Annotated in this window: 19 protein-coding genes; 10 read left to right on the top strand and 9 right to left on the bottom strand. The window is 62.7% G+C overall.

All coding sequences use genetic code 11. From position 1 onward, the window contains the following. Positions 1–72: 72 nt before the first annotated feature. From sufC to A4A58_RS23320, 6 genes are all read left to right on the top strand, one after another. A complete protein-coding gene (sufC, locus tag A4A58_RS23345) occupies positions 73–831 on the top strand; it encodes a Fe-S cluster assembly ATPase SufC (protein ID WP_068736622.1) in 759 nt (252 codons plus the stop codon). 11 nt (positions 832–842) lie between these two features. Beyond that, on the top strand, positions 843–2162 hold the full coding sequence (gene sufD, locus A4A58_RS23340) for a Fe-S cluster assembly protein SufD (RefSeq protein WP_068736620.1): 1320 nt from the start codon (positions 843–845) through the stop codon (positions 2160–2162). Next, on the top strand, positions 2159–3406 hold the full coding sequence (locus A4A58_RS23335) for a cysteine desulfurase (protein WP_068736618.1): 1248 nt from the start codon (positions 2159–2161) through the stop codon (positions 3404–3406). The genes sufD and A4A58_RS23335 overlap by 4 nt, the downstream gene beginning before the upstream one ends. After that, positions 3403–3804, top strand: coding sequence for an SUF system Fe-S cluster assembly protein (locus tag A4A58_RS23330; RefSeq protein ID WP_068736616.1), 402 nt, complete (start codon positions 3403–3405; stop codon positions 3802–3804). Before A4A58_RS23335 ends, A4A58_RS23330 begins: the two co-directional genes overlap by 4 nt. A 63-nt stretch (positions 3805–3867) precedes the next feature. Beyond that, entirely contained in the window at positions 3868–4278 is a 411-nt protein-coding gene (locus tag A4A58_RS23325; protein ID WP_086937128.1) for a HesB/IscA family protein, read from the top strand. 213 nt (positions 4279–4491) lie between these two features. Then, positions 4492–4938 carry a TfoX/Sxy family protein gene (locus A4A58_RS23320; RefSeq protein ID WP_068736615.1) on the top strand — a complete coding sequence of 149 codons (447 nt, stop codon included), beginning with the start codon at positions 4492–4494 and terminating at the stop codon, positions 4936–4938. A gap of 105 nt (positions 4939–5043) precedes the next feature. Here the strand turns inward: A4A58_RS23320 and A4A58_RS23315 are convergent, their stop codons facing one another. The 5 genes from A4A58_RS23315 to A4A58_RS23295 form a co-directional block, all read right to left on the bottom strand. Next, positions 5044–6111, bottom strand: a complete 1068-nt coding sequence (locus tag A4A58_RS23315; protein WP_068736613.1) for a GGDEF domain-containing protein — start codon at positions 6109–6111, stop codon at positions 5044–5046. Positions 6112–6234: 123 nt separating this feature from the next. Continuing rightward, positions 6235–7752: a DEAD/DEAH box helicase gene (locus tag A4A58_RS23310; protein ID WP_068736611.1), complete on the bottom strand. Its 1518-nt coding sequence runs from the start codon at positions 7750–7752 to the stop codon at positions 6235–6237. A 348-nt stretch (positions 7753–8100) separates the two neighbouring features. Then, on the bottom strand, positions 8101–9477 hold the full coding sequence (locus A4A58_RS23305) for an MFS transporter (protein ID WP_068736608.1): 1377 nt from the start codon (positions 9475–9477) through the stop codon (positions 8101–8103). Positions 9478–9597: 120 nt separating this feature from the next. Further along, complete coding sequence (locus A4A58_RS23300; protein ID WP_081422016.1) at positions 9598–10212, bottom strand: TetR/AcrR family transcriptional regulator; 615 nt, start codon at positions 10210–10212, stop codon at positions 9598–9600. A gap of 369 nt (positions 10213–10581) precedes the next feature. After that, positions 10582–10890, bottom strand: a complete 309-nt coding sequence (locus tag A4A58_RS23295; protein ID WP_068736605.1) for a hypothetical protein — start codon at positions 10888–10890, stop codon at positions 10582–10584. A 232-nt stretch (positions 10891–11122) separates the two neighbouring features. Here A4A58_RS23295 and A4A58_RS23290 point away from each other — a divergent pair, with 232 nt between their 5' ends. The 3 genes from A4A58_RS23290 (at position 11123) to A4A58_RS23280 (ending at position 14326) form a co-directional block, all read left to right on the top strand. Further along, on the top strand, positions 11123–12622 hold the full coding sequence (locus A4A58_RS23290; protein WP_068736603.1) for a caspase family protein: 1500 nt from the start codon (positions 11123–11125) through the stop codon (positions 12620–12622). Between the two features lie 2 nt (positions 12623–12624). Further along, complete coding sequence (locus tag A4A58_RS23285; protein ID WP_158005732.1) at positions 12625–13020, top strand: nuclear transport factor 2 family protein; 396 nt, start codon at positions 12625–12627, stop codon at positions 13018–13020. A 73-nt stretch (positions 13021–13093) separates the two neighbouring features. Further along, positions 13094–14326 carry an FAD-dependent oxidoreductase gene (locus A4A58_RS23280; RefSeq protein WP_081422015.1) on the top strand — a complete coding sequence of 411 codons (1233 nt, stop codon included), beginning with the start codon at positions 13094–13096 and terminating at the stop codon, positions 14324–14326. Positions 14327–14332: 6 nt separating this feature from the next. Here A4A58_RS23280 and A4A58_RS23275 read toward each other — a convergent pair whose 3' ends face one another. The 4 genes from A4A58_RS23275 to A4A58_RS23260 form a co-directional block, all read right to left on the bottom strand. Further along, positions 14333–15103 (bottom strand): SDR family NAD(P)-dependent oxidoreductase, encoded by a 771-nt coding sequence (locus tag A4A58_RS23275; protein ID WP_068736600.1) that lies wholly within the window; start codon positions 15101–15103, stop codon positions 14333–14335. Between the two features lie 18 nt (positions 15104–15121). Further along, positions 15122–15892 (bottom strand): SDR family NAD(P)-dependent oxidoreductase, encoded by a 771-nt coding sequence (locus A4A58_RS23270; RefSeq protein WP_068736599.1) that lies wholly within the window; start codon positions 15890–15892, stop codon positions 15122–15124. A 94-nt stretch (positions 15893–15986) separates the two neighbouring features. After that, positions 15987–16178 (bottom strand): hypothetical protein, encoded by a 192-nt coding sequence (locus tag A4A58_RS23265; protein ID WP_068736598.1) that lies wholly within the window; start codon positions 16176–16178, stop codon positions 15987–15989. A gap of 103 nt (positions 16179–16281) precedes the next feature. Further along, the gene (locus A4A58_RS23260; protein ID WP_068736597.1) at positions 16282–17250 is read right to left on the bottom strand and encodes an SDR family NAD(P)-dependent oxidoreductase; all 969 of its coding nucleotides are present in this window, start codon (positions 17248–17250) and stop codon (positions 16282–16284) included. 134 nt (positions 17251–17384) lie between these two features. Between A4A58_RS23260 and A4A58_RS23255 the strand changes: the two genes are divergently transcribed. After that, a complete protein-coding gene (locus tag A4A58_RS23255; protein ID WP_068736596.1) occupies positions 17385–17981 on the top strand; it encodes a TetR/AcrR family transcriptional regulator in 597 nt (198 codons plus the stop codon). Positions 17982–18035 lie beyond the last annotated feature (54 nt).

Genomic DNA, 18035 nt, shown 5'->3' with positions numbered 1-18035 from the left:
TGGCGAGCACTCCTGCCTGAACCCGAGTGCGTTTAGGCGAGGGTGACGATGATGATCAAAGGATAGAGACTGATGACCGCATTGCTTGAAGTGAAAGACCTGCAGGTTCGTGTCGAGGATCGCGAGATTCTCCATGGGCTGACGATGACCGTGAATGGCGGCGAAGTGCATGCCATCATGGGACCGAATGGTTCGGGCAAATCCACGCTTAGCCACGTCATCGCCGGCAAGCCCGGTTATGAGGTGACCGGCGGCGAGATCCTGTTCAAGGGCGAAGACTTGCTGGAGATGGATCCCGACGAGCGCGCCGCCAAGGGCGTGTTCCTGGCGTTCCAGTATCCCGTGGAAATTCCCGGCGTGACCACGATGAACTTCCTACGCACAGCGGTGAATGCGCAGCGCAAGGCGCGCGGCGAATCCGAATATCTGGTGCCGGACTTCCTCAGGAAGGTTCGCGAAGTTGCTGCTTCGCTGAACATCCCGATGGATATGCTGAAGCGCGGCGTCAATGTCGGATTCTCCGGCGGTGAGAAGAAGCGCAACGAAGTGCTGCAGATGGCGCTGTTCCAGCCGAGCCTGTGCATTCTCGACGAGATGGACTCCGGTCTGGACATCGACGCGCTGCGCATCGCCGCCGACGGCGTCAATGCGTTGCGTTCGCCGGACCGCGCCATGGTGGTGATCACCCATTACCAGCGCTTGCTGAACTACATCATACCGGACCACGTCCACGTGATGTCGAATGGCCGCGTCGTGAAATCGGGCGGCAAGGAACTGGCGCTCGAACTCGAGGCGACCGGCTACGCGCAGTATGAAGAAGTGGCGGCCTGAGTGAGACAATCATGAATGTAGCTCTCGCAAAGACGACAACGGGCGCGGCGCTGGACGGCACATTCGCCGCCGCACGGGGCCGACTGCCGGGCGTCGGCACGGTGGCCGAAACGCGCCAGCAGGCGTTCGACGATTTCGCGCGCACGGGTTTGCCGACCCGGCGCATCGAAGAATGGAAATATACCGACCTGCGCAATCTGCTGCGCGACGTGGCGCCGCTTGCGCCGGCGCCTGATCAGCCCGCGCTGGCCCAGGCCGCCAGACTGGTCGAGGGGCTTGGCACGGGCGATACGCAGAAGCTGGTTATCGTGGACGGCGTGTTCGCGGCAGGCCTTTCCGATCTGACATCGGGCGGCGGCGTCACGGTGCATGCGCTCAGCGCCATGCTCGATGACGCGACCAGCGCGACGCGCGCCGACCTGCTGCGCTCGCGTATTGTCGATCCGATGATCGCGCTGAATGCCGCCTTTGCGACCGATGGCATGCTGATCGATATCGCGGACGATGCCGCTCCGGCCAGGCCGCTGCACGTCGTTCATGTCGCAACGCGCCCGAGCGTGGCCGCATTTACGCGGTCGCTGGTGCGCATCGGTAATCGTGCGCGTGTGACGCTGGTGGAGAGCTTCGTGGCAACAGAGGCCGCGAAGGCGTATCAGGCCCATGATGCCGTGGTGATCTGGATCGGCGACGATTCCGATCTGCAACATGTGCGCGTGATGGAAGATGCCGGCGATGCCGCGAATATCGCAACGGCTATCGTCACGGTCGGTGCGCGCACCAAGTTCAACACCTTCAGCCTCACTACCGGCGGTGGTGTCAGCCGCTATCAGAGCTTCATCACGATGGCTGGCGTGGATTCGGAGCTGTCGACCAACAGCGTCCACCTGCTGCGCGACAAGCAGCATGGCGACTGCACCTTCGTGATCGATCATGCGGCGCCGAATTGCTTCAGCCGTGAGCTGTTCCGCGCCGTGCTTGATGATCGCGCGCATTCGGTGTTCCAGGGCCGCATCAACGTCCATCAGATCGCGCAGAAGACCGACGGCAAGATGATGTCGCGGGCGCTGCTGCTGTCCGACGAGGCCGAGATCGACAACAAGCCCGAGCTCGAGATCTTCGCTGACGACGTGCAGTGCGGCCACGGCGCGACCATCGGCGCGCTGGATGACAGCTTGCTGTTCTATCTGCGGGCTCGCGGCCTGCCGGAGAAGGCGGCACAGGCGCTGCTGATCCAGGCATTCGTTGGTGAAGCGCTGGAGTCGATCGTGAATGACGATCTGCGCGACGTCGCGATATCGGCTGCGGAGCGCTGGTTGGAGTCGCGCGCATGAAATTGCATCCCGCGGTCTCGAACGGGTCATACGACGTCGCTCGCGTCCGCGAGGATTTTCCGGCGCTCGAGATGAAGGTCTATGGCAAGCCGCTGGTCTATCTCGACAACGCGGCATCGGCTCAGAAGCCGTATGCCGTGCTGGATCGCATGACCGAGGCTTACAAGTCCGAATATGCCAATGTGCATCGCGGGCTGCATTACCTCGCCAATGCGGCGACCGAGGCCTATGAGGGCGCGCGCATCAAGGTGCAGCATTTCCTCAACGCCAGGCGCCCCGAGGAAATCATCTTCACCCGCAATGCCACCGATGCGCTGAATGCCGTCGCGGCAGCATGGGGTGGCGAGAACATCAAGGCCGGCGATGAAATCGTGCTCTCGATCATGGAGCACCATTCCAACATCGTGCCGTGGCACTTCCTGCGCGAGCGCCAGGGCGCCGTCATCAAGTGGGCACCGGTCGATGACGAAGGCAACTTCCTGATCGACGAGTTCGAGAAACTGCTGACCGACCGCACCAAGATCGTTGCCATCACCCAGATGTCCAATGCGCTGGGCACGCTGGTTCCGGTCAAGGACGTGGTGAAGCTCGCGCATGCGCGCGGCATTCCTGTCGTGGTGGATGGTAGCCAGGCCGCCGTGCACATGCCGGTTGACGTGCAGGACATCGACGCCGACTTCTACATCTTCACCGGCCACAAGCTGTACGGACCGACCGGCATCGGCGTGCTGTATGGCAAATATGACCGCCTGGTCGCGATGCGGCCCTATGCCGGCGGCGGCGAGATGATCCGCGAAGTGGCTAAGGAGTGGGTCACCTATGGCGATCCGCCGCACAAGTTCGAGGCCGGCACGCCGGCCATCGTCGAGGCCATCGGCCTCGGCGCTGCCATCGATTACGTCAATTCGATCGGCAAGGAGCGGATTGCCGCCCATGAGCACGACCTGTTGGCCTATGCACAGGACCGGCTGCGCGAGATCAATTCGCTGCGTATCATCGGCACTGCCAAGAACAAGGGCCCGGTGATTTCGTTCGAACTGAAAGGCGCTCACGCCCATGACGTGGCGACCGTGATCGACCGGCAGGGCGTCGCTGTCCGCGCGGGAACCCACTGCGTGATGCCGCTTCTGGAGCGATTCAATGTCACGGCCACGTGCCGTGCATCATTCGGAATGTATAATACCCGCGAGGAGGTCGACCACCTCGCACAGGCGCTGATCAAGGCACGGGAGTTGTTTGCATGAGTGACATTGCAGAAGCCAAAACGCCGGACGCCACCCCCGAGGCTGAGAAGCCCGCTCACATACAGACCACTTCGGCGCTCGATCCCGCCGAAACCGAACGCCTGGGCACCGAGATCGTCGCTGCATTGAAGACCGTGTTCGACCCGGAAATCCCCGCGGATATCTACGAGCTCGGCCTGATTTACAAGGTGGACATCAAGGACGATCGCTCCGTCCAGGTCGAGATGACGCTGACGACGCCGAACTGTCCGGCGGCCGAAGAGCTTCCGACCATGGTGGAGAACGCCGTGGCCAGCGTACCCGGCGTCGGTCTGGTCAAGGTCGAGATCGTCTGGGAGCCGACCTGGACACCGGATCGGATGACCGACGAGGCTCGTCTCGTTCTGAATATGTGGTGATGGTTGCGTCTGGTTTGCTGAATACGCCGATGGCGGCCTTGAACCGCCGAAGGGACTGAACACATGACTGAGATGATACCGAACCCGACCATACCGGCTGCCAAGCCGAAGCCGCGCCCCCGTCCGCAGGTGATGCGCCTGACCGAGGCTGCCGCAACGCGGATCCGGGATCTGACCCAGCGCGCCGATTCCGAAATCGTCGGCCTGCGCGTCGGTATCAAGAACGGCGGCTGTGCCGGCCAGTCCTACACTGTCGAATATGCCCACGACATCAAGCCGACCGACGAAATCGTCGAGGATAAGGGCGTCAAGATCCTGGTCGATCCCAAGGCCGTGTTGTTCCTGCTCGGCACCGAGATGGATTACAAGACCGACCGCATGCAAGCCCAGTTCGTGTTCAACAACCCGAACCAGATCTCGGCCTGCGGCTGCGGCGAGTCCGTGCAACTGACGCCGGCGAAGATCGACGGCTGAGGGCGTTAGCCTTCGATCTCTCAATTTAAAACGCTGTCGTGCCCGGGCAAAGCGCGAAGCGCGGCTTCGCCTAGACGACCCGGGCATCCATCTTTTGGTGTTGCACGGAGCGAAGTTGGATGGCCGGGTCAAGCCCGGCCATGACGTGGGGAGAGGTCGGTGTGCAAGCCGCTTCCGTGTTGACCCGGTTCGCGACCATCCTACACTTCGTCCATGGACCGCGAATTTCTCTCCGAACTTTTCGCCGGCTTTGGCCCGGTGACGATCCGCCGGATGTTTTCCGGCTTCGGCATTTCCGCCGATGGCATCAACTTCGCGCTGGTGCTGCGCGGCGCGGTCTATCTGCGTGCCGATGAGAACTCGATCCCGCGCTTCGAAAGCGAGGGCTCGCAGTGTTTTCAATATGAGATGCGCGGCAAGCTGCGGATGATCGGATCTTACTGGCAACTGCCGGAGCGGCTCTATGACGATCCCGATGAAGTCACCGAATGGGCGAGGGTCGCCCATGCCGCAGCGATCCGTGCATCGCTGGCGAAGGCAAGCAAGAAGCGGACGGCGAAGAAAGCGACGACCGTGAAGGTCGTGAAGAAGGTTGCGGTCAAGAAGGTCGCCAGCAAGACAGTGAGTAAAGCCGCAAAGAAGCGCAAGTCCTCATCCTGAGGAGCCGCGCGCTTGCGCGGTGTCTCGAAGGCTCAGCCACAGGCGCGGGCGCGCCAGCTCATGGTTCGAGATGCGCTCCCCACCATGAGGACAGAGTGTGGGGCATCACGCCACCTGAAACTGCAGCTCCGCCGAATATTCCGGATCGACTTCGCAGATCACGCGGTTGCGGCCGTTGCGCTTCGCGGCATAGAGACAGGCATCGGCACGGCCGATGAGCGATTCCATATCGTCGCCGATCTGTAGCATCGAGACGCCGACGGAAACCGTAACGCGTCCCAGGATCTCGCCAGTCGATTTTTTCTTCAGCTCCTTTGACATCACGGCGCGGCGGATGTGATCGGCAACGGTGAGCGCCTGACGCAGCGGCGTGTTCGGCAACACCACGCCGAATTCCTCGCCGCCATAGCGCGCGGTGATATCCTGGCCCTTGATGGTCTGCTTCAGCGACTGGCCGACAAGACGCAGCACCTGGTCGCCGGTGAGATGGCCGTAATTGTCGTTGAAGGACTTGAAGTGATCGATGTCGAGCATCAGGAGCGACAACGGCTCGCCGCGTTTCACCGCGGTATCGATTGCCGCCATCAGCGCACGGTCGAAATATTTGCGGTTGCCGAGCGCGGTGAGGGGATCGGTCAGGCTCTCGGCGCGGATCGCCTCAAGGCTCTGTTGCAGCGTGTAGACCTCGCTCTTCGAGGACAGTAGCCGCTCTTCCAGCGCCTTGTTCGTGTCGTGTACTTCACGGGTGGATTTGACGAGACTCTCGATCACGGCTTTCACTGCAGCAGGATCGCGCGCGCGCGACAAATCCTTGCTGGCACCATCGAGGCTGGCATTGAAGTTCGTCGTCATGCCGAGCGCATCGGTGATCAGCGTCATCACGTCGTCGATCTCGCCGATGACGCGGGCGCCGACCTGATCGATGCGATCAGTGGTGCGAATCTGTGAGAGATAAGTGTCGTGGATCTGGTCGAGGTCGGCTTCGGTCAGGCGGCCATTGCGTGCCAGAGTCTCATTGATGACCTTGTTGAGCGCCGAATTGTAGCCCGTCGCGTAGACGTACCAGATCTCATAGTTACGCGGAATCGCCGTCTGGCGCAGCGATCGGATTTGGCCCAGCGCGACTTCGGCAAAGGCCAAAGTCCGCTCTTGTTCGTCCAGGATGCCGGTCACGTTCTGTGCCCTCGTGGACAGCGGGTATACGCGGTCCTCTGAAATGCAAATTCGTTAAAAATATCGCATTCAGATTAGGGGACGAGAGTGAACGGCAAGTAAACGTTCCTGGCGCGATACTACCTATGCGCGTGCCCGGACCGGGCGCAACAGGAAGGCCGGCAGGTGCGAATGATCCGCCGGCTCGTTGTCTTCGCGGCGTGGGCGCGGGGCTTCGGCACGGCCGATCGAGGGCGGACGCTGCGGCTGCGGAGCGGCGGCCACCGGTGCTGCGAAGGCGGCTTCCGCGGGTTGCGGCTGCGGGCTGCGCTCGCCGCCTTCCGAACGACCACCTTCACTGCGCGGGCCACGCTCACGGCGCGGCTTGCGATCCCGTCCACCTTCACGGGGCTGATCTTTGCGATGACCGTCGCGGCTGCCGCGCGGATGTTCGGCATTGGCTTCGCGGTTGCCGGTGCGGTTGCGCGACTGGCGCGGCGCCTCAGCGGTTTCGCCTTCGACAGGCTCGGAGATCGCTATGGCGGTTTCGACCTTGGGGATCGACTGGCCGATCAGTTTTTCGATCGCCAGCATGGACTTCTGGTCGGACGGGCACACCAGCGAGATCGCGGAGCCGGTGCGGCCGGCGCGGCCGGTACGGCCGATGCGGTGCACGTAGTCGTCAGAATGATGCGGTACGTCGAAATTATAGACGTGGCTGACGGCGGGAATATCAAGGCCGCGGGCCGCGACATCGGAAGCCACCAGGATCGGCAGCTCGCCCTTGCGGAACTGGTCCAGCGCGGCCGTGCGAGCCGACTGCTCCATGTCGCCATGCAGGGCGCCGACACTGAAGCCGTGCTTCTGAAGCGACTTGGCGAGCAGCGCGACTTCACGCTTGCGGTTGCAGAAGATGATCGCATTCTTGAGGTCGGTGGCTTCGCGGAGAAGGGCCCGGAGCACTTCGCGCTTCTCGTGCGGCTCGCGGCCGACGGCCACTTGCGACTGGGTCACGGTGACGGCGGTGGAGGCGGGCTTGGAGACTTCGATCTTCACCGGATTATGCAGGAAGGTCTCGGTGATACGGCGGATTTCGGCGGGCATGGTCGCCGTAAAAAAGAGCGTCTGACGGGTGAACGGCACCAGCTTGCAGATGCGTTCGATGTCGGGGATGAAGCCCATGTCCAGCATGCGGTCGGCTTCGTCGATGACCAGCAATTCGACGCCGGTGAGAAGCAGTCCGCCGCGTTCGGTATGGTCGAGCAGGCGCCCCGGCGTGGCGATCAACACGTCGACGCCGCGGGTGAGTTTGCTGTCCTGATCACCGAACGAGACTCCGCCGATCAGTAGCGCCACGTTGAGCTTCTGGCCGACGCCGTATTTGTCGAACTGCTCTTTGACCTGTGCGGCCAGTTCGCGGGTCGGTTCGAGAATGAGCGTGCGGGGCATGCGGGCGCGGGCTCGGCCCTTTTCCAGCATGGTCATCATCGGGAGAACGAAGGCAGCGGTTTTGCCGGTGCCGGTCTGGGCGATGCCGAGCACGTCTTTGCGCGCCAGCACATGAGGAATCGCCTGTTCCTGAATGGGGGTCGGGGTGGTGTAACCGGTGGCCGCAACGGCGGCGAGAACCTTGTCGGACAAGCCGAGATTGGAGAAGGACATTGAGCCTCTGTATGGGGGCATGATCTGATCCGGTATCCGGATGATCACCGTTCGGAATCACGCCTCAGGTCGAAACCGCCGCTTGGATTCTCGGGAAATACTGCAGCGCTTATCCCCGGAGCGGCACGCAAACATGCACGGAGACGCTGGGCGCTGACAGGCGGCTTACTCAAGATATCGCGTTTCGATACCGGGCCGCGTCGAGCCGGAACATAGGCCGGAATCGGCCAAAGTCAATCCGCCACACCTTGGAACACCCCAAAAAGCTTAATGTTTTCGCGGAAATGGCCATAAAAGCTCGTTTTGACGGTCTCCCGCGGCACCGCGCGCGGAGGTCCCGGGGGATATCTAGTCGACCGGTCTGCGCTCGCGGCCGGGCGGACCGGCAATGCCGATCAGCGCCGCGCTCAGCAACAGCGCCGTCGAGATGACCGTGAACATCGCAATCGCACCGTGGCTGCCGAGCAGCGGCAGCAGCGCGATCGGTACCAGCGCCGATACGACGCGGCCGAGGCCCCATGCGCCCGCCGTTGCCGATGCCCGCAGATGCGTCGGCAGCAATTCGACCGCATAGAGACTAAGCACGGCGCTGTAGACCGCGCTGGCGAGATTGAACACGATGCCGGTAACGATGAGCGGTGTCAGTACCGTGCTGACAGCGAAAGTGAGGCCGGTTACGATCATCACCGCGGCACAGGCGATCAGAGCGAGGCGCCGCGGGATGCGATCGACGAAGGCGGACGCGGCAGCGATGCCGATCGATGGGCCGAACATTGTGAGTCCCGCGAACAGTAGGGACTCGCTGACATGGAATCCCTTCTGCACCATCACCGCGGCGCTGAGTAGCGGGAAGCCGATCGTGGCCCAAGGTCCCAGCACGTAGAGCGCGGCGAGGAGCGCCGTGCGACGCAGGCTTGTCCGGTCGCGGGCGAGTGCCCGGAAACCGCTGGATCCCGCAGCTACGGTTTCAGGAGCGGAGGTCACCAGAGGCGATGGATGGCGAGCAGACGCCTCGAAGCGGCGGCACGCGGCATCAGCCTCGGCATTGCGTCCGACCGATGCGAGCCAGCGCGGCGATTCCGGCACCAGGAAGAACAGCAGGGCTGTCAGGGTCGAGCACGCGCTGCCGAAGATCAAAGCCCAGCGCCAGCCTTCGATGCCCCATGGCGCGATGGGCGTCAGCCAGCGGATCATCAGGATGATCGCCGGTGCGCCGAGAAAGGCGAGCGCGCCGCACAGCATCATCAAGAGGCCGCGGCGCCGGGGCGGCAGCAGGTCTGACAGATAGGCCGATGTCAAAGGCGGATAGCCGCCGATGGCGAGGCCGGAGATGAAGCGGAAGGCCGTCATGGTTGCCAAATCGCGACTGGCGGCGACGGCCAGCGAACTTAGCGCCAGGACGGCAAGCGCGCTCTGCAGCGCGATCTGGCGGCCATAGCGATCCGCAATCCAGCCGAACACAGGCGCACCAACGGCGCCGCCGGCAAAGACCGATGCCAATAACAGCGAGAGCTCGCCGCGCGAGATGCTGTAGGGCGGTGCGAGGAAGATGCCGGAAAAGGCGTTGCTGAGCGCCACTTCGGCAATGTCAGCGAACAGGCCGAAGGCACAGAGCGCAAAAATCCCGAGATGAAGCGGGGAAACCGGCAGTCGGTCGAGGCGCGCTGCGACCGTCAGCGCAGCAGAATTCGCCGGCGCACTATGCGCTTGCATCTGGTCGGTCATGTGAAAGCCCCACAGCCCATGGCGGCAACGCGATGCGCGTCATCCGCAGCCCACGCGGACCATATGTCGATGCAACACGATGAGTCGAGAGGAGGGTATGTGGCGGCGAACCGCAGCGTCTTAAATCTGCGTCGGCGTCGCCGCGCAGCCATACAGGATCATCTCGCAGGTCTGGCGATAGCGTGCCGAGAAGTCATTCGCTGCGATCGGAGGGAGTGCCTGATTGACAGCCCGTCCGCCGTCGGCCAGCGCCTGCGCGATCTGTGCGGCTGTGAAACGGCCGGTCAGGATCAGCAGCTTGCTGTAGTGGAAATCGATGATCAGCTTTTCCAGCTCGGCCTGGAAGGTGATGGCGGACTCGATCATGAGATCGCGGCAGCGCCGAAAGGCCTCCGCATTGAGTTCGACAGTGTGCGGCGAGAACGTCAGCATCCGGCGCGTCTCGCCGTATCTCAGGTCGATGATCGTCGCAAAGATGTCGAGTGCGCTGCCGCCGCTTTCCCGGATCTTCTGGCCGGCCTCAAGCGCCTGCGAGATCGCAACCTCGTTGCGATGGGCGACGCTCGCACGAAATGCTTCTTCCTTATTGCTGAAATAGTAATAGAGCGCGCGCTGTGTGAAGCCGCATTCTCTGGCGAGACCGACCATCGATAGACCGGCATAGCCGTGATCGAGGAAAGCCTGGTTGACCCGAAGCAGCAACTCGTGCCCGGGCGTAATCATCTTCTTTGCCATTGGTCGTCAGGTATCCAGTCGTAGCAGGCTTCGGGCGGGTGATTAAAACTGCCTGAAATCTTACAGTCTAAAAATCCCATCCTCGGATCGCCGAACTACGGAGGAACGCAAAGTTCCTCAGGCGTGCTTCCTGATGTTGGTTGCCTGTAGCAGGAGCCGATCTTAGCAATTGCTCCCCGGATTGGCTCCGGACCTCATGAATTGTCACATAGCACATGTCAGGGCAATCATGTCGATGATTTGCCGCGTAACCCTTATCCACAGGACTTCGCGACGTGTGGTACCTCATCACCCCTGATCGAGGGCGCACGCCAAGGCGTCCGGAAGCCGACTTATTCCGGCGCGCGTGAGAGGGATACCGCAAGCTGATTATTTGCCGTAAGTGCCCAGCTGCATCCCGAGATTCTGCATCACGAAAGCATTCATGCGCAGATGCACCTCGCTGCCGCTCTGTAGACGGGCATCGACCTCATACGTCGCCGGATCGACCTGGCGGATCCCGATGATCTGGGTGATATCCAGCGCTTCCGGGGTGGTCTGTGCAGGCTTAGCGGCTACCGGGGCGCGCTTCGGTTTGGCGGCGGCAGCCGGGGGCTTCGCCGCAGTGGCGGGGGCCGCATCCTGCGCGAGTGCCATGGTGGGAAGCAGCAGCGCGGCTGCGAGGACGAGTGATTTCACGACGATCTCCTGACTCTGATTGGGGCTCGGGCTAGCGGAGATTAAGGCGGAAAATGTGGCAGCGGGGCTGCAATCGGCGGGCAGATGATCTGCCTGAGCAGGCAGGACAATAATGGGTGGTAACGGCTAGACCTCGGTTTGAACCGGCCGCAGTTCTGCCTCGACCAAGGCAGACAATGACGCGGTCGAGCCACCACACGGATACATGTGCTGGCGGGGCGGGGGTAGAACAATGCGACGGCTTTTGATTCTGCTGGCAACGCTGGCAGCGGCGGCACTTTCGACAGCGCCGGCTTTTGCTGCAAAACGCGTGGCGCTGGTAATCGGCAATAACGACTATCGCAATGTGCCGAAGCTGCAGAAGGCCGTGAATGACGCCCGCAGCATAGGGGACGCACTGAAGAATCTCGGCTTCAGCGTCATGGTCGCCGAGAACCAGACCCGGCAGGCCTTCAGTCAGTCGTTGCTCGCTTTCGATTCGACGATTGAAAAAGGCGACACGGCCTTTTTCTTTTTTGCAGGCCACGGCTTCGAGATCGCCGGCCAGAATTTCCTGCTGCCGACGGATGTCCCTGCCGCCACGGAAGGGCAGGAAGAGCTGGTGCGCGACTCAGCGATTCTCGCCGACCGGATTGTAACGCGGCTGCAGATGCGCGGCGCGCGGACATCGATTCTGGTGTTCGATGCCTGTCGCAACAATCCGTTCGAGCGCGCTGGCACCCGCGCTGTGGCCGGCAGCGGTGGCCTCGCCCCGATGACGACGCTCCCGGAAGGCGTGTTTTCGATCTTCTCGGCCGGGCCGCGGCAGACCGCGCTGGATCGTTTGTCGAACAACGACACCGACCCGAACTCGGTTTTTACGCGCGCATTCATCAGGGAGTTGCAGGAGCCATCGCTGAACCTCGTGCAGGTCGCGCAGCGCACCCGGCGGACTGTCAGCGAGATGGCAGAGACCGTGAAACACCGCCAGGTGCCGGTGTATTTCGACCAGATGGTCGATGACGTCTTTCTCAATGGTGTGGCGCTCAAGCAGGCCGATGCTCGGCCGGCCGAACCGCTGCAGCAGCTCGCTGCGCTACCGCCTGTCAACGTTCTGCAACTGCCGCCGGCCAACGATGCGGTGAATGCACCGATCGCCAGCTTCTCGCGCCACAACGGCGGCTGGACCGTGATGTTCTCGATCGCCGATCCGACGCTGGGAATCTCCTGGCGGATGGGCGAGGCGGGTAGCTTCCGCGAGACCGGCTTCATGGACACACTCGATCCGCGTACGCGCAAGCGGATGCCGAATCCGGCGATCCAGCTCGATGCTGATGCGGCGGCGGCGACGATCTATCTGCGTTATGTCGACGCGAACGGCGAGATGCAGGGGCCGTTTCCGATCCGCTTCGATCCGGAGGCTGCGCTGGTTCGCGATCAGCGCAAGATTCTCGACATGACGGCGGGGAGCTGGCTTGCTTTCGGCGGCTACAACACGCCCCTGATGTACTATACGCACCTGATGTCGTATCGCTGTGCCATTCGTGAAGCCCGCGTCGGAATCGATAGTGCCGTGCCGGACAAGCTGCTGAAACTCCCGCCCTGCGATCTGCGCGATCCCATTGCGACGCCATCGGACGCCGAGACCTACATCAAAATCCCGGCCTCGACGAAGTTCGTGTCGGTCGAATTGACGTTCCGGGACGGCAGCATCTCCGAAACCAAGAGCTTCCGACGTTCGGGAAATCGATGAATATGACTGACACGACCCGCGACGCCAAGACTGCGCAGGACATCAAAGAGCTCGAAGAACGCCGCCGCGTCGCGATGCTCGCAGCAGATGTCGCGACGCTGGACAAGCTGTTCGCCGAGCAGATGGTTTACACGCATTCCAATGCGGCGACCGACAACAAGGCAGAGTATCTCGACAAGCTTGGCCAACGGCATTTCGACTATCGCGAACTCGCATTCCTTGATCAGGACATCCGGCTCGCGGGTGACGCGGCACTGGTGACGGGCCGCATGACCGGTGAGGTGGTCATTGCCGGGGCCTTGAGAAAGCTGAACGGCCAGACGACGGTGGTATGGATCAAGCAGGATGCTGGCTGGCAGTTGCTGGCTTTCCAGAGCACGCCGATCCCCGCAGTCTAGAGCCGCTGCGTTTTCCGTTGACGGAAACCCGCAGTCTCGCTCAAGTTGTAATTTGGAGCTTGAGGAGAAGCGAATGGCTGCAGGCGCGAATGAGAACTCGCTGACCGCGCGCTGCTGCATCGTTGGAGGCGGCCCTGCCGGAATGATGCTCGGCTATCTGCTCGGCCGCGCCGGCGTCGATACGATCGTTATCGAGAAACACGCCGACTTCTTCCGCGATTTCCGCGGCGACACCGTGCATCCATCGACGCTGCAGGTGATGGACGAGCTTGGCCTGATCGACGACTTCCTGAAGATCAAGCACGATCGTATCCAGAAGATGGATGGCTTCTTCGGAACGCATAAGCTGCGCATTGCGGATATCAGCCGCACCAGCGCGAAATATCCGTTTATCGCCTTCATGCCGCAGTGGGATTTCCTCAATTTCCTGCGCGACAAAGCGCAGCGCTATCCGCATCTCAAGGTGATGATGAACACCGAGGCGACCGATCTCATCTGGTCGGGCGAGCAGGTGGTCGGCGTCAAGGCCATCACGGAGCAGGGGCCGGTCGAGATCCATGCCGATCTGACCGTGGCCTGCGATGGCCGGCATTCGATCGTGCGACCGGCGGCAAAGCTGGAGGTCGAAGATATCGGTGCGCCGATGGATATCTTGTGGTTTCGCGTTGCCAAGGGCCCGGAGACCGAAAGTGTGTTCGCGCGGCTCGAGCCCGGCAAGATGATGGTGACCATCGACCGCGGCGACTACTGGCAGTGCGCCTATGTGATCGCGAAGGGGCACTATGAAGAGATCAAGGCGCGTGGACTTGAAGCTTTTCGCGCCGAGGCATCGCGGTTGGCGCCGATCCTGAGCGCGCATATCGGGGACCTGCAAAGCTGGGACGACGTCAAGCTACTGACCGTCGCGATCAATCGGCTGAAGCGCTGGACCCGGCCGGGGCTGTTGTGCATTGGCGACGCCGCACACGCGATGTCACCGGTCGGCGGCGTCGGTGTGAACATCGCGGTGCAGGACGCCGTCGCGACTGCCAACCTGCTGGCGGCGAAGCTGGCGAAGGGATCGGTGACCGAGGACGACCTCGGCGCGGTGCGTCGCCGCCGCGAATTCCCGATGCGCGTAACACAAGGCATGCAGGTCGTGATGCAGAACAACATCATCAGCCGCGCACTGGCCGAGGGCGGCGAGCCGCTGACGCCGCCGCTGATCATGCGACTGGTCAGTGCGTTTCCACCGCTGCAGGGATTAACCGCGCGCTTCCTGGCTGTTGGTGTACGACCGGAGCACGTGCAGTCGCCGGAAGCCTAGGACAGACTATCCCTGCACCGAGAAGCCTCCGTCCACGGGGATCGCTGTGCCGGTGACGAAGTCCGAAGCGCGCGATGACAGGAACACCGCAATGCCCGCGAAATCACCCGATGCGCCCCAGCGGCCGGCGGGCGTTCGTGCCAGTACCTTGTCATGCAGGCCGTCGACTTCACGGCGTGCATTCTGTGTCAGTTCGGTATCGATCCAGCCGGGCAGAACGGCGTTGCATTGAATATTGTGAGGCGCCCAGGCGACGGCGCAGGAGCGGGTGAACTGCACGATGCCGCCTTTGCTGGCGGCATAGGCCGGCGCGAAAGACGCGCCGAAGATCGACAGCATCGAGCCGATATTGATGATCTTGCCACCGCCCGCGGCCTTCATCGCCGGATGCGCCGCTTGCGAACAGACGAAGGCGCTGGTGAGATTGGTCTTGATCACACTGTCCCATTCATCGAGCGCGATCTCATGCGGCGGCTTGCGGATATTGATGCCGGCATTGTTGACGAGGATATCGATGCGGCCGAGTTCTTTCAGCACGCGTGTGATCATTCCATCGACAGCGGTCTTGTCGGTGACATCGGCCGCAATCGCGACGGCTTTGGCGCCACTTTTGGTTAATTCCGCAACGGCGTCCTCGGACTTGGTCTGGTTGCGCCCGACCACGGCGATGGTCGCGCCAGCCTGCGCGAGGCCGCGCGCCATGCCGAGCCCGATGCCGCCATTGCCGCCGGTGACGACGGCCACTTTGCCGGAGAGGTCGAACAGTCCTGCAGTCATGGTTTTGTCCTCATTGCATCAGCCTTGAATCGAAAAGCCGCCATCGACGGTGAGGGCGGCTCCGTTCACGAAATCCGAAGCCGCGCTGGCCAGAAACACAGCCGCGCCCGCAAGATCATTGGGCGTGCCCCAGCGCTGCGCCGGTACGCGCCCGATAATGCGGTCATGCAGTTCGGGTCGGATTTCTTTGGCGCGCTTGGTCAGATCGGTATCGATCCAGCCCGGCAGGATCGCGTTGGACTGGATGTTGTCCGCAGCCCATGCCGTCGCCAGCGCGCGGGTGAATTGCAGGATGCCACCTTTGCTTGATGCGTAGTTCGCCGCGCCGCCGGCGCCGAGCGTGGCCAACACCGAGGCGATATTGATGATCTTGCCGCGGCCTGCGGCTTTCATCGCCGGGTAGACAGCCTGCGCGCAGATGAAAGGCGCGGTCATGTTGACGTCGATGACCTTCTGCCAGTCGGCCAGTGCCATTTCTTCGATCGGCGCGGAGATGCTGATGCCGGCATTGTTGACGAGGATATCGATGCGGCCGAACGCGCCCAATGTCGCGACGACCATCTGTGCGACAGACTTGGTGTCGGTGACGTCAGTCGTCAGCGCGAGTACGGAATGTCCGAACTTCTCGAGTTCGGCTTTTGCCTGAGCGGCATTATCGCTGTTGCGATCGGCGATCGCGAGGGTGGCACCGGCATTCGCGAGCCCACGCGCCATACCGAGGCCAATTCCGGTGTTGCCGCCGGTGACGATGGCGACCCTGCCGGTGAGGTCGAAGAGATTGCTGGTCAAAGGTGTCCGTCCCGCATTGCGTTATGTCCGACGCGTTCTACGGCGCGTCTGGGACGGATCATCGCAAGACTGGCGGGAAGATGGAAGAGGGGCGTCAGCGCCTTGCGAGCGCCAGTCCCATCAGGCCGACGCCGAGCGCGGCGAGAGCCGCGCCGTAATAGGCCCACTGCATCTGGCTGATCATGAAACTGGATTTCGGCCAGTTCACGAGGCCGGTGCCCTGGCCGATCCAGAGCGTGCCGATCAGGAAAGCGAGGATGCCGAGGGTGAGCAATGGCGCGCGCATGGGGGAGATACGGTGAGCGGAGCCGAGAGTTTCAGGCGCCCGGTGTGGCGGTGACGAGCCAACTGTTTGGCTCGTCACCGCAGTTTCATTTCGATAGGTGCGATCAGAAGTGCTCGCCAACCATTTCCTCGCTCTTGGCCCATAGCGCCTTGGCGCGTTCGGCATCGAGCGCGTAGGCGCGCACGCCTTCGCTTATCGGGCTGATCAGCCCCTCGGTGATTTCCGAGACGTGGCAGTTCTCGCAATAGCGGCCGCCGACCTCGTCGGCACTGGCGACCACGCCAGCCCACACGGAAGTCGCAGCGCCCTGCGGAATGGTCTTCCATTGAAACAGCGGTTTGCCCTCGGTGGCGAGTTCGGCATTGATGCCGTCAATCATGGCATCGATCGTCGCCTCGCCCATATGGCGGCCGAGTTCTGTCTTGATGCCGCCGGGATGCAGCGCGGTGGCACGCACGCCACGCGCCCGGTGCCGCCGGTCGAACTCGACGGCGAACAGGATGTTGGCGGTCTTCGAGCGGCCATAGCCGATGAACGGCTCATAGGACCCCTTGGTGAAGTTGGGATCTTCGAGATCGACGTCGGCGAAGCGATGGCCGGACGAGGCGACGTTGACCAGCCGCGCGGTGGGCGACAGCAGTGACGCGATACGGTTGACCAATACGAAGTGACCGAGATGGTTCGTGCCGAACTGGGTCTCGAAGCCGTCCGCGGTGAGGCCGAACGGCGGTGCCATCACGCCTGCATTGGCGATCACCAGGTCGAACGGACGGCCCGCCGCGACCAGCGCATCGGCGCAGGCACGGACGCTTGCCAGCGAACCGAGATCGAGTGCGATCAGTTCGAGGCCACCGCCGCCAGCGGCATCGGCGCGCACTTGCGCGGTCGCCGCTTCCGCCTTGGCGAGATCGCGGGCGGCTCCGACCACCTGCGCGCCCCGGGCGGTCAGACTGCGCGCCGTCTCAACGCCGAGCCCGGCCGAGACGCCGGTGACCAGAATACGCTTGCCGCGGAGGTCGACGCCAGCGAGCACGTCGTCGGTGGTGGAAGTGGCACTGAAAGGTCCAGCCATGATAGCTCCTTGTGTTGGGCGCGACGCGCCTCCGAGCCGATCGAGCTTTGTCGAACGGCACTTTGGGGGTATAAGTGGAGGCTGTCTCCGGTTAAATACGGAGGCTTCCTCCGTTTATCAAGGGGTGACCGCAAATGGCACGGGAGGCCAAACCGAAAGCCGTTCGCGGACCTCGGATCGATGCGCAGCGCAACCGGCAACGGCTGCTGGAAACGGCAAAGGTGACGTTCGCTGAAAAGGGGGAGGCCGCCAGCCTCGAGGAGATCGCGCGGCTCGCGGGCGTTGGGATCGGGACGCTCTATCGCCACTTCCCGACCCGCGACGCGCTGGTCGAGGCGGTCTACCGCAACGAGACACAACGACTTGCTGAGGCTGCCGCGGAACTTGCGGCCACGCATCCCCCGGTGGAGGCCTTGCGCGCCTGGATGCGAATCTTCGTCGATCACATCGCAACGAAGCAATTGATGGCGGGTGTGCTGGGCTCGATCGTCGGCGGTACGTCGGACCTCTATGCGGATGCTGGTACGCAGATCAAAACTGCGATGGCCATGCTGGTCGACCGCGCCGTTGCCGATGGCGACATCCGCCTTGATCTCGATCCGCTCGATATGTTGCGTGCGCTGGCTGGCGTGGCCAATGTCAGCGCCGGCCCGAACTGGGAAGCCAGCGCGAAGCGGCTCGTCGATATCCTGATCGCCGGCGTGCGCACGCCGGGCCGCGAGGGACGGTGACTACGCAGGGAACAAAAGATCGCTCCCGGCACGCGCCGGATGATTGCTGAAGCG

Source organism: Tardiphaga robiniae, from assembly GCF_001618955.1.
Lineage (GTDB): Bacteria > Pseudomonadota > Alphaproteobacteria > Rhizobiales > Xanthobacteraceae > Tardiphaga > Tardiphaga robiniae_A.
The sequence above is the reverse complement of the archived record's forward strand: the minus strand, read 5'-3'. Positions and strand labels throughout refer to the sequence as shown.